This window comes from Stenotrophomonas sp. GD03877 (genome assembly GCF_029840555.1).
GTDB lineage: Bacteria > Pseudomonadota > Gammaproteobacteria > Xanthomonadales > Xanthomonadaceae > Stenotrophomonas > Stenotrophomonas geniculata.
On record NZ_JAOCCT010000063.1, the window covers coordinates 1 to 12,508 of the forward strand.

Sequence of the window (12,508 nt, forward strand, 5' to 3'; positions counted from 1 at the left end):
GCGGGGTGTCCGCGGCATGGATGCCGCGGCCAAGCCCCCAGGGACGGGTTTACGGCGTCCCCCGCAACCGGACCCAGCCCGACTCCCCGCAGGAAACCAGCTTCTGCTGTTGCTGTTGCTGTTGCTCCAGCTCGGAGCAGGTGCAGGGCGCAGCCCTGCCGAACACCCCCCTCTCATGCTGCGCCGCAGAATGCATTCGGCTGAACCTGCATGCTCTACTTGAATCGATCTAAATTCCCGGTCGCACGGGTCGGGCGTCATTCCAGGGGGAGCTCTCTGCCGGTCACGGCAGGGCTCAGCGGAACGGCGCCGGACTGCCCCGGCCGTCTGCCTCCGTGTCATCGACTACAGGAACCCGACATGCGTCCAGTGCCGTCCGCTCCCGCCGTCCCATCGACCTCGCGCCCGCTGACGCGCCTGGCATGCCTGCTGGCGCTTTCGGCCATGCCGATGCTGCTGCAGGCCGCGCCGGCAGCACTGGAGCGTGAGGTCAACACCTTCATCGGCAGCAAAGACGACGGCAATACGTTCCCGGGCGCGTCGGCACCGTTCGGCCTGATCCAGGTCAGTCCGATCGGCAGCCACTATTCGGGCTGGCGTTACGACGACGAGAAGATCCGTGGTTTCGGCCACTCCTTCATCTCCGGCGCCGGTTGCTGGGAGCAGGGTGGGCAGGTGTCCATCCTGCCGGTCACCGGCAGCATCGGTCCGGGCGGTGATTTCGATACCGGCAACGCCAAGCAGTTCGATCACAAGGCCTACGCATCGAACTACACCCATGACGGCGAGATCGGTCAGGCCGGCTACTACAAGGTGCGCCTGACCAGCTACGGCGGCATTGATGCCGAGGCCACCGCGCGCACCCGTGCCGCCGCCGAGCGCTATACCTTCAGCCAGCGCCAGGGCGACGGCCACGTGCTGGTCAATGTCGGCCAGGCCAACGAGCGCCATTCGGTGATCGGCAGCGTGGTCGACGTCGTCGGCGACCGCGTGGTCGAAGGCAAGCTGGTCACCAAAAGTTTCTGCGGCGGCCATCAGTACACCACCTGGTTCCGCATCGAGTTCGACCGCCCGTTCAAGGCGCATGGCACCTGGGGCGAGGGCGGTGGCCTGCCGGGCGCACGCCACAGCATGGAAGGCGAGCAGAAGCCGAACGGTGCCTGGCTCAGCTTCGACCTGGCCAAGGGCCAGTCGGTGACGGCGGTCAGCGCGATCTCGCACGTGGACGCCGAAGGCGCGCGCACCAACCTGCGCGCGGAGGGCATGCAGGGCGGGGCGCTGCTCGGTTTCGATCGGATGCGCGCGCTGTCCCAGCAGTCGTGGCGCGAGCAGCTGGGCCGGGTGCGCGTGCAGGGTGGCAACGCCGACGACCGCGCCGTGTTCTACAGCGCGGTCTACCACGCGCTGCTGCAGCCGATGACCGGCAACGACGCCGATGGCCGCTACCGCGGCTATGACGATGGCATCCACCGTGCCGACGGCTGGACTTACTACGAGTACTTCTCGCTGTGGGATACCTACAGGGCGCAGAACCAGTGGCTTGCGCTGACCCGCCCGGACGTGGCGCGTGACATCGGCCGTACCCTGCTGGCGATCGACGAACAGGGCGGTTGGCTGCCGCGCTGGGGCTATGCCAACTTCGAGACCAACATCATGACCGGCGATCCGGTCACGCCGTTCATGGTCGACCTGTGGCGCTTCGGCGCGCTCAAGGGGCGCGAATCGCAGGCCTGGGATGCGCTGCGTCGCAATGCGTTCGGCACGCCGCCGTTGAACTCGCGCATGGCCGGCCGCTCGGGCAACCCGACCTACCTGGACAAGGGCTATGTGGTCTACGACCGCGCGTTCCCGTCCAAGGGCATGGACGTTGATCCGCATCACGGCGGATCGGCCACGCTGGAATACGCGCTGGCCGACTGTGCGCTCTCGCAGATGGCCGACGGTCTGGGCCATGCCCAGGATGCGGCGACGCTGCGTGAGCGCGGACGCAACTGGCGCAAGGTGTGGGACCCGCAGGTGCGCGACGCCGAGACCGGCTTCACCGGTTTCCCGCGCCCGCGTACCGAGGATGGCCAGTGGTATACGCCGGCCGATGGCCACTACAGCCCGCGTTCGCACCATGGCTTCCATGAGGGCACCGCGTGGCAGTACCAGTGGCTGGCGCAGCAGGACGTGCCGGGCCTGGTCGAAGCGATGGACGGCCGCGAACAGGCCGGCCGCCGCCTCGATGCCTTCTTCGCGATGGATGCGCTGCAGGCCGACCCGCTCAACGCTGCCCGCAAGGAGTGGGTGGTCGGGCCGTACAGCTACTACAACCAGTTCCGCTACAACCCGAACAACGAACCGGACCTGCACTCGCCGTGGCTGTACACCCTGATCGGCCAGCCGTGGAAGACCGCCGCCGTGGTGCGTGCCGCGCAGCAGTTGTTCACCAATGCGCCCAACGGCGTGACCGGCAACGATGACCTCGGCACGATGTCGGCCTGGTACCTGTTCAGTGCCATCGGCGTGTATCCGGCGGTGCCGGGCAGCGGCCAGTTCCTGCTGCACACCCCGCGCTTCAGCAAGGTGGAAGTGGACATGGGCAACGGCCGGACCCTGCGCATCGACGCACCGGGCGCCGATGGCCGCCGCCTGCAGTATGTGCAGGGCGTGCAGGTCGACGGCCAGGCGCATGCACCGGTATGGCTGGACTGGAACCGCCTGCAGCAGGGCCCGCGCCTGCACTTCGCGCTCGATGCGAAGGCGCCGGAGCAGGGCTGGGGCACGGCGGTGAAGGACCTGCCGGTGTCCTGGTGCGCGGCACCGGGCAGCCAGCTGCGCTGAGACGGACTGTGCCGTTCGCGGTCACCCAGCGAACGGCACGGCACGACAGGGCCCTGATCCATTAGGCTTGAGCATCCAGCGGAGTCCGGGAAGACGATGAACGACAACGGCAGCAGTCCCAGCAAGCGCGCCGGCAAGGCGGTGACGGTGACCGACATCGCGCGTGCCATCGGCGTGTCACGGGCAACCGTGTCGCTGGTGCTGCGTGGCAGCCCACTGGTCAACGTCGATACCCGCGCCAAGGTCGAGGCCGAACTGCGCCGCCAGCGCTATGTCTACAACCGCGCGGCGGCCAACCTGCGCCGGCGGACCTCGTCGAGCATCGCGCTGGTGATCAACGATCTGTCCAACCCGTTCTTCGCCGAGTTCGCGTCCGGCGTAGACGAGGCGCTGGGCGGGCGCGGCTACGTGACCCTGCTTGGCAGTACCGGTGAATCGCCGGAGCGCCAACAAGCGGTGCTGTCCACGCTGATGGAGCACACCCCGGCCGGACTTATCCTGTCTCCAGCCGAAGGCAGCGACACCGCGCAGCTGCGGCAGGCGCTGGGTGCCAATGCCAACGTGCTGCTGTTCAACCGCGAACTGGAAGGGGCCGACTGGGACTTCCTGACCCTGGACAACCAGCACGGCGCCTATCTGGCGACGCGCCACCTGATCGAGCGCGGCCATCGCCAGATCGCCTTCTTCGGCGGCCACGCCGCATCGAGCTCGTGCCACCAGCGGCGTGCCGGGTTCCAGCAGGCGCTGGCCGAGGCCGGCCTGTCGCTGCCGCCGGGCTGGATGATCGAGTCGGCGCCGAACCGGCTGGAAGCCGCTGCGCGCACCGATGAGCTGTTTGCCGATGGCCATCGCCCGAGTGCAGCGGTCTGCTACAACGACACCGTCGCGCTGGGCCTGATGCTGGGCCTGAACTCGCGAGGCATTCGTCCGGGCGGTGACTTTGCCGTGACCGGCTTCGACGATATTTCCGAGGCATCGGTCGCGGTGCCGCCATTGACCACGCTCACCGCCGATCCGCGCGAGCGAGGCCGGCAGGCGGCCGCGCTGCTGCTGCAACGATTGGACGAACCGGACGCGCCACCACGGCGCACGGTGGCGCCGGTGCAGTTGCGCATCCGCGAAAGCAGTGCCGCACGGCCGAACTGATTCCTTCCACATACCCCTTCCACGCAACAACGACCTTCCGCGCATCGAGGCGCGTACCGCATGCCGATCTCCGCAACGCCCCGTCCATCGGGTTCTTCGGGCAACGCACCCGCCGTCACCAACGGCAAGGCGCTGGCCGTGGTCACCACGATCTTCTTCATGTGGGGCTTCCTGACCTGCCTCAATGACATCCTGATCCCGCACCTGAAGGCAGTGTTCGAGCTGAACTACGCCAAGGCGATGCTGGTGCAGTTCACCTTCTTCGGCACCTATTTCCTGATGTCGCTGCCGGCTGGCCGCCTGGTGGCGGCGCTGGGCTACAAGAAGGGCATCGTGGCCGGCCTGGTGATCGCCGGTATCGGCGCACTGGGATTCTGGCCGGCGGCCGAGCTGCGCGTGTATGGCGCCTTCCTCGGCGCACTGTTCGTGCTGGCCACCGGCATCACCGTGCTGCAGGTTGCTGCGAACCCCTACGTCGCGCTGCTGGGCCCGGAGCAGACCAGCTCCAGCCGCCTGACCCTGGCGCAGGCACTGAACTCGCTGGGCACGGCCATCGCCCCGATCTTCGGCGGCATGCTGATCCTGTCCAACACGGTCAAGAGCGCCGATGAACTGAACGCGCTGCCGGCTGCCGAACAGCTGGCCTACCGCGCCGCCGAGGCGCAGGCCGTGCAGGGCCCCTACGTAGGCCTGGCGGTAGCGCTGGTACTGCTGGCGCTGTTCGTGTTCCTGTTCCGCCTGCCGGCACTGAGCGACGCCACTGAACAGGCCGACCAGGGCCATCACCACAGCTACCTGGATGCGCTGCGCAAGCGCCACCTGCTGCTGGGCGTGCTGGGCATCTTCTTCTACGTCGGTGCCGAAGTATCAATCGGCAGCTTCCTGGTCAACTACCTGTCGATGCCGAACATCGGTGGCTTCAGCGAACAGGAGGCCACCCACTACGTGTCGGCCTACTGGACGATGGCAATGATCGGCCGCTTCGCCGGCTCGGCGCTGCTGGCGCGCTTCTCGCCCAGCCGCCTGCTGGCGATCTTCGCGCTGGTCAACGTGGCACTGCTGGTCACGACGATGCTGACCTCCGGCAACATCGCGCTGTACTCGGTGGTGGCGATCGGCCTGTTCAATTCGATCATGTTCCCGACCATCTTCGCGCTGAGCATCGAGCGCCTGGGCCCGCTGACCAACAAGGGCTCCAGCCTGCTGATCATGGCCATCGTCGGCGGTGCCGTGGTGCCGTACCTGCAGGGCGTGCTGGCCGACCACATCGGTGTGCAGGCCAGCTTCATCCTGCCGCTGCTGTGCTACGGCTACATCATTTTCTACGGACTGGTCGGCGCACGTACGCCGGCTTCCGCAACGCAGGGAGGCTGAGTCCGGAATGGGTTCCATCGTTTGCTTCGGCGAAATTTTGATCGATCTACTAGCGCAGCCGCCGGCCTCGGCCGACACGCCGCGCGCGTTCCTGCAGTACGCCGGCGGGGCGCCGGCCAACGTTGCGGTGGCGGCAGCGCGGCTGGGTGCCAAGACCCAGTTCGTCGGCATGCTGGGCCGCGACATGTTCGGTGACTTCCTGGCCGAGAGCCTGGTCGAACACGGCGTAGGCACGGATTACATCGTGCGTACCGACGCGGCGAAGACCGCGCTGGCCTTCGTCGCGCTGGATGCCAGCGGCGAGCGCAGTTTCAGTTTCTACCGTCCGCCGGCGGCCGACCTGCTGTTCCGTGACAGCGACTTCCAGGCCGGGTGCTTCGACAGTGCGCAGTGCTTCCACGTCTGCTCCAACAGCCTGACCGAGCCGTCCATCGCCGGGGCGACCTTCGCCGGCATGGATCGTGCGCGTGCTGCCGGTGCGGTGGTCAGCCTGGACCTCAACCTGCGTCCTGCCCTGTGGCCGGCCAGCGAGGACCCGACGCCACGCTTGTGGCAGGCGCTGGAGCGCGCTGATCTGGTGAAACTGTCGCGCGAGGAGCTGGACTACCTGGCCGCGCCGCTGGGCGCCGATGGCGATGCGGCGGTGCTGCGACGCCTGCTGGCCGCGCAGGCGCGTTGGGTGATCGTCACCGATGGTGCAGCGACGCTGCATTGGTACACCCGCGACAACCACGGCACGGTCACCAGCTTCCGCGTAGCCACCGTCGATACCACGGCCGCTGGCGATGCCTTTGTCGGTGGCGTGCTGGTCGGACTGCTGGAGCGTGGCGGGGCGGGCGCAGGCTTTGCCGCGTTCTGCCAGGACCCGGAGGCGATCACCGCCACGCTGCGCTTCGGCGCTGCGGTCGGCGCACTGGCTGTTACCCGCAAGGGCGCGTTCGCCGCGATGCCCTCGCTCGATGAAGTGCAGCAGCTGCTGCAGGCACAGGACATTACTGCATGAGCACCTCGCCCGATTTCCGTTCGCCCGCGTTCCTGCGCGCGCACATCGCCGATACGATGGCGTTCTACCATCCGCGCTGCATCGATCCGAACGGCGGCTTCTTCCACTACTTCCGTGACGACGGCAGCATCTACGATGCCAGCCACCGCCACCTGGTGAGCAGCACGCGCTTCGTCTTCAACTACGCGATGGCCTACCGCGAATTCGGCAATGCCGAATACCGCGATGCAGTCGAGCACGGCGTGCGCTACCTGCGCGAGGTGCATCGCAATCCGGTTACCGGTGGCTATGCTTGGACCCTGCGCGACGGCAAGGTCGAGGACGACATGAACCACTGCTATGGCGTGGCCTTCGTGCTGTTGGCCTACAGCTGTGCGCTGAAGGCCGGTGTCGAGCAGGCCCGCGCATGGATGGACGAGACTTGGCAGCTTCTGGAAGCGCGCTTCTGGGAGCCGCAGCACGGCCTGTACAAGGACGAGGCCGATGGCCAGTGGAACTTCACCGGCTACCGCGGCCAGAACGCCAACATGCACATGTGCGAGGCGATGCTGTCGGCGTTCGAGGCCAGTGGCGAGCAGCGCTACGTGGAACGCGCGCTGCAACTGGCCGACAACATGACCCGCCGCCAGGCCGCCAAGGCTGGTGGTCTGGTCTGGGAGCACTACGATTCCAACTGGGAGATCGACTGGGACTACAACCTGGACGATCCCAAGCACCTGTTCCGCCCATGGGGCTTCCAGCCGGGGCATCAGACCGAGTGGGCCAAGCTTCTGCTGATCCTCGATCGCCACGTGCAGGCCGACTGGCTGGTGCCGACCGCCCAGCATCTGTTCGATGTGGCCGTGGCCCGCAGCTGGGATGAGGTGCGTGGTGGCCTCTACTACGGCTTCGCGCCGGAATCGCGCCGGCAGCCGGGCATGGAGGGCGCCCCGATCGGTGGCGACAGCTTCGTCTGCGACGACGACAAGTACTTCTGGGTGCAGGCCGAAACGCTGGCTACCGCGGCGCTGATGGCTCAGCGAACTGGTGATGAGCGCTACTGGCAGTGGTACGAGCGCATCTGGGCGTACTCGTGGGAACACTTCGTCGACCACCAGTACGGCGCCTGGTTCCGCATCCTCGATGCCGACAACCGCAAGTACAGCGACGAGAAGAGCCCGGCCGGCAAGGTGGATTACCACACCATGGGCGCGTGCTACGAAGTGCTGAACGTGGTGCGTTGAGGTTGGTACGCCGGGCATGGCCCGGCACTGCCGTGAACTGGACTTGCAGGTAGCGCGGGGCCATGCCCGGCGGAAAAACAGGAGCATCCCGTGCATCGCCTTCCCCTCGTTGTCCGCCTGCTACTGCTGCTGATCGCAGCCTCTGCGTTCCCTGCACTGGCGGCCCCGCTGCAGGCGCAGTGGGAGTTCCGAATGCTGCCTGGCGACGCGCAGGGCGCGGCCCATCCCGGTCTACAGCAGTGGCGTGCGGCCCAGGTGCCCGGCAGCGTGCACACCGACCTGCTGGCCCACGCGCTGATCCGCGATCCCTACGTTGGCGCGCCGGAGGCCGAGCTGCAGTGGATCGGCCTGGCGGACTGGGAGTACCGCGCCCGCTTCGACGTGGATGCCGCGACGCTGGCCAAGCCCAATGCCGAACTGCGCTTCGACGGGCTGGATACCTACGCCGAGGTCGAGCTCAACGGCAAGCCGCTGCTGCGCGCGGACAACGCACACCGCAGCTGGCGTGCACGCGTGGAAGGACGCCTGCGCGCGAACGGCAATGAACTGCAGATCGTGTTCCGTTCGCCGATCCGCACGCTGCTTCCGGGCGTACAGGCGATGCCGCACAAGATCGCCGGCAACTATCCTTCGCCCTATGGCGACGAGCCCAAAGACGCGATGGTCGGCAACTTCGCGCGCAAGCCGGCCTACCACTTTGGTTGGGACTGGGGCCCGCGCTATGTCACTGCCGGCGTCTGGCGCGGTGTCGATCTGCAGGCCTGGGATACGCATCGATTGACCGATCTTGCTGTGCGCACCGATGCATTGAGCGCGGAGCAGGCGAAGTTGGCGGTGCTGCTGCAGGTGGAGCAGGGGAATGCCGCCGGTTCTGCGGTGGTCAATGTGGATGTGCGCGATCCGCAGGGTCGCAGCGTGGCCCTGGTGAAGCGCACGGTGCTGCTGAAGCCCGGCCAGAACAGCATCGAGGTTCCGGTTGAACTGGCCGATCCGCGGCGCTGGTGGCCAGTAGGCCACGGTGCGCAGGACCGCTACACGGTGCAGGCCCGCCTGGGCGACGGTGGCGCGCCGGAACTGGCACGCGAGCAGCGCATCGGCCTGCGCACGGTTGAACTTCGCCGCGAGGAAGACGGCAAGGGCGGGCAGGGCTTCGCTTTCGTCATCAATGGCGTGCCGATCTTCGCCAAGGGCGCGAACGTGATTCCGTTCGATGCCTTCCCCGCGCGCGTCGATGCCGCGCGATTGCGCCAGGTGCTGACGGCCGCGCGCGACGCCAACATGAACATGCTGCGCAACTGGGGCGGCGGCTATTACGAGGACGACGTTTTCTTCGACATCGCTGACGAGCTGGGCCTGCTGGTCTGGCAGGACTTCATGTTCGGCGGTGGCATGCAGCCGGGCTACGATCCGGCCTTCCGTGCCAGCGTGGTGGCCGAGGCGCGCGACAACGTGCGGCGCCTGCGGCACCACCCCAGCATCGTACTGTGGTGTGGCAACAACGAGGAAGAAACCGCCTGGAAGGACTGGGGCCATGGTCGCGACCTGAAGGCGGCCGACCCGGCATTTGCAGCGAAGGTGTGGCAGGGCTATGTCGACCTGTTCGGCAATGACCTGCGCCAGGTAGTAGGTGAGGAGGGGTTGGGCGTGCCGTACTGGTCCAGCTCGCCCAGCAACGACCTGGATGAGAAAGCCAACGATTCCACTCGCGGCGACAAGCACTACTGGCAGGTCTGGGGCAATCCGGCGCTGCCGGTGCAGGCCTACCTGCGTGAGACGCCGCGCTTCATGTCCGAGTACGGGCTGCAGGCGTGGCCTTCGGTGGCGACGGTGGACCAGATCGCCACACGCGCCGAGCAGCGCATCGACAGCCCAGTGATTCGCGCGCACCAGAAGTTCATGGCGGGCGAGGGCAACAGCCGCCTGCTGCACTACATCGAACTGGGTTACGGCACGGCGAAGGACTTCGAGGACTTCGTCTACCTCAGCCAGGTGATGCAGGCCGACGGCATCGCCCTGGCCGCGCTGCATCATCGTGCCTCGCGACCGTACACGATGGGCTCGCTGTACTGGCAGCTCAACGACGTCTGGCCGGGTGCTTCCTGGTCCAGCGTGGACTATTTCGGTCGCTGGAAGGCACTGCATTTCGCTGCGCGGCGCTTCTTCGCGCCGGTGACGGTGGCGGCGTTGCGTGACGAGGGCAGCACGCGGGTGCGCCTGATCAATGATGGCACCGCGCAGGATGCGCGTTGGCGGCTGCGGGTGATGGACGTGGAGGGCAAGGTGCTGCGCCGCCGTGAGGAAGCGGTCGCGTTGGCAGCAGAAGGTGTCACCTTGATCGGAGACTTCCGCGATGCCGAGTTGCTGGCCGGTGCCGACCCGAAGCGCACGGTGGCAGTATTCGAGCTGCTGCAGAATGGGGCGGTGAGCGCGCGGCAGGTGGTCGGATTCGTCGAAGCCAAGGACCAGGTGTTGCCGCGGCAGAAGCTCAAGGCTACGTTGTCCATCGAAGGCGACCACTATCGACTGCGGCTGGAAAGCGCGGCTTACGTGCGCGCGGCGTGGATTGATTTCGGTGCGTTGGATGTGCAGGTCGAAGACAACCTGCTGGACCTGCTGCCCGGCGAAACCCGCGATATCGCCGTGCGCGGTCCAGTGGATCTGACGACGCTGCGAGAAGCGTTGAAGGTAAAAACCCTCAACGATCGTTGAGGGCAGGTGAACCATGTTCTGGTAGGTGTCAACCTTGGTTGACACATCGGTGGTATGCCAACCAAGGTTGGCAACTACCAGAAGCGGAGCCGGGTAGGTGCGGACCGTTGGTCCGCACACCTTTCTTTTTTAAAGTTGAATCTGCTGGAAATTCTCGACCCGCTCGTGGCCGTTGGCGGCCTGGCCGGTGCGCGGCAGCGGGTAATCGTCCAGGCGGTCGATCAGGCGGGTCTGCAGTCCAGCTTCGCGGGCGGCGTCCAGTTCCTCCACCACATCCGACAGGAACAGGATCTCGCCGGCCGGAACGCCAATGGCCTGCACGATTCGGCGGTAGCTGTCGGCCTCACGCTTGCCGCCGATTTCGGTGTCGAACCAGCCCGACACCAGCGGGCTGAGGTCACCGGCGTCGCTGAAGCCGAAGAACAGCTTCTGCGCCGGTACCGAGCCGGAGGAGTACACGTACAGCGGCAGGCCGGAGGCCTGCCAGCCCTTCAGCGCCGGCGCCACTTCCGGGTAGAAGTGCGCGGTGTAATCGCCGCGACGGTAGCCCTCGTCCCAGATCAGGCCCTGCAGCGCCTTCAGTGCGGTGTGCTTGCGGTCCTGGTCGATCCAGCCCTGCAGCGTCTCGGCCACCAGGCTGTCCTGGCAGGCACCGCCGATCTCGGTAGCCACCGCATCCAGCCAGCGGCGGACCTCCGGCTGCTGGCCGTGTTCGGTGACGAACGCGGGCAAGGCCTTGCGGGCATAGGGGAACAGCACGTTCTTGACAAACGAGATGCTGCTGGTGGTGCCTTCGATGTCGGTCAGGATGACGCGGGGCTGCATGGATCAGGACGCCTGGGTAGGTACGTAACGGGGGAATTTCTGCGCGATGTCTGTGCCGGTGAAGTGACCGACCCAGCCATCCGGCTCGGTGAAGAAGCGGATCGCCACGAAGCTCGGCTCATCACCCATGTCGAACCAGTGGGTGGTGCCATCGGGCACGGCGATCAGGTCATCCTTCACGCACTCGATCTCGTAGACCTTGTCTTCCACGTGCAGGGTGAACAGGCCGGACCCGGCGACAAAGAAGCGAACCTCGTCTTCCTTGTGGAAGTGTTCGTCGAGGAACTTCTTGCGCAGCTCGGCACGGTTCGGGTTGTCCGGGGCGATCGAGGCCACGTCCACGCTCTTGAAGCCGTTCTCGGCGACCAGGCGGTCGATGTCGGCGCGGTACGCCGCGAACACTTCCTCCTGGCTGGCACCGGGCGCGACCGGTGCGGTGGCCTGCCAGCGTTCGAAGGTGACGCCGATCTTCTGCAGTTCGGCAGCGATGAGCGCGCCGTCCTGGGTGTCCAGCAGCGGCGATTCGGGGCGGGTGTCGTCGTAGATGCGCAGTCGGCTCATGGCGGCAGCTTGAACGTCTCGGGGGGAAGACAGGGTAGCAGGGTGGGGGCGAGGCGCAGATTCCGGATCGGCATCTGCACCTGCGCGCCGGTTCAGCCGCGCAGCTTGCGCAGCTCGAGCTCGCAGTGGAACAGGAACTCGAACGCTTCCAGGTGGCGGCGCGCCTCGGCCATGTCGCGACCCCAGGCATACAGGCCGTGGCCATCGATCAGGTAGCCCCACAGGTTCTGCCGGTCGAGCAGGTCATCGACCTGCTTTGAAAGCACGTTCATGTCCTGGGTGTTGGCGAACACTGGTACGTCGATGGCCATCTCGTGGGTGCTGTTGCCGGCGAAGGCCTTCAGCAGCTCGTAGCCTTCCAGGCGGATATGGCCCTGCGGCGCGTACAGGCGCGAAGCGATGGTCTGCACCGGCGAATGGGTGTGCAGCACGCAGCCGATCTCCGGGAAGCGGCGGTACAGCTGGGTGTGCAGCAGGGTTTCGGCGGACGGACGCAGCGGGCGGCCGACGGCCAGGCCGTCGAAGTCCACCACCATGATGTCGTCCTCGATCAGGCGGCCCTTGTCCTTGCCCGAGACGGTGATCGCGGCGTGGCGGTCGTCCAGGCGGTGGGAGAAGTTGCTGCTGGTGGCCGGGGTCCAGCCGGCCTGGGCCAGCTCGCGGACGTTGTCGATCAGCAGCTGGGCCAGTTCGCTCAGGCGCGCGGTGTCGTACGGGAAGGTGGGGGCGTTCATGCCGGCGATTTTACTGGATTCGGCCAACGGCTGAGCCCCTCGTGGCTGAGAGGTGGTTGGTTGGTCACGGAAAGCGGTTCATGGAGGTGGCGGGGCGGGTGGGCCGT

Annotated in this window: 9 protein-coding genes; 6 read left to right on the forward strand and 3 right to left on the reverse strand. The window is 66.7% G+C overall.

Going from position 1 to position 12,508, the window contains the following annotated elements; translation table 11 throughout:
• Positions 1 to 360: 360 nt before the first annotated feature.
• The 6 genes from N5D20_RS24350 to N5D20_RS24375 all read left to right on the forward strand — a co-directional run bounded on the left by N5D20_RS24350 (position 361) and on the right by N5D20_RS24375 (position 10,281).
• Entirely contained in the window at positions 361 to 2,826 is a 2,466-nt protein-coding gene (locus N5D20_RS24350; RefSeq protein WP_197579962.1) for a GH92 family glycosyl hydrolase, read from the forward strand.
• Positions 2,827 to 2,922: 96 nt separating this feature from the next.
• Entirely contained in the window at positions 2,923 to 3,972 is a 1,050-nt protein-coding gene (locus N5D20_RS24355) for a LacI family DNA-binding transcriptional regulator (protein ID WP_087922403.1), read from the forward strand.
• 60 nt (positions 3,973 to 4,032) lie between these two features.
• Positions 4,033 to 5,346, forward strand: coding sequence for an L-fucose:H+ symporter permease (gene fucP, locus N5D20_RS24360; RefSeq protein ID WP_049434978.1), 1,314 nt, complete (start codon positions 4,033 to 4,035; stop codon positions 5,344 to 5,346).
• Between the two features lie 7 nt (positions 5,347 to 5,353).
• Positions 5,354 to 6,349, forward strand: a complete 996-nt coding sequence (locus tag N5D20_RS24365) for a carbohydrate kinase (protein WP_197579964.1) — start codon at positions 5,354 to 5,356, stop codon at positions 6,347 to 6,349.
• Positions 6,346 to 7,572, forward strand: coding sequence for an AGE family epimerase/isomerase (locus N5D20_RS24370; protein WP_197579966.1), 1,227 nt, complete (start codon positions 6,346 to 6,348; stop codon positions 7,570 to 7,572). The genes N5D20_RS24365 and N5D20_RS24370 overlap by 4 nt, the downstream gene beginning before the upstream one ends.
• A 90-nt stretch (positions 7,573 to 7,662) precedes the next feature.
• The gene (locus tag N5D20_RS24375; protein WP_197579968.1) at positions 7,663 to 10,281 is read left to right on the forward strand and encodes a glycoside hydrolase family 2 protein; all 2,619 of its coding nucleotides are present in this window, start codon (positions 7,663 to 7,665) and stop codon (positions 10,279 to 10,281) included.
• A gap of 129 nt (positions 10,282 to 10,410) precedes the next feature.
• On the opposite strand, the gene mtnC is transcribed toward N5D20_RS24375, so the two are convergent.
• From mtnC to N5D20_RS24390, 3 genes are all read right to left on the reverse strand, one after another.
• Positions 10,411 to 11,106, reverse strand: coding sequence for an acireductone synthase (gene mtnC, locus N5D20_RS24380; protein WP_197579970.1), 696 nt, complete (start codon positions 11,104 to 11,106; stop codon positions 10,411 to 10,413).
• A 3-nt stretch (positions 11,107 to 11,109) separates the two neighbouring features.
• On the reverse strand, positions 11,110 to 11,667 hold the full coding sequence (locus N5D20_RS24385) for an acireductone dioxygenase (protein WP_049434983.1): 558 nt from the start codon (positions 11,665 to 11,667) through the stop codon (positions 11,110 to 11,112).
• A gap of 92 nt (positions 11,668 to 11,759) precedes the next feature.
• A complete protein-coding gene (locus tag N5D20_RS24390) occupies positions 11,760 to 12,401 on the reverse strand; it encodes a methylthioribulose 1-phosphate dehydratase (RefSeq protein ID WP_197579972.1) in 642 nt (213 codons plus the stop codon).
• Positions 12,402 to 12,508: the final 107 nt, after the last annotated feature.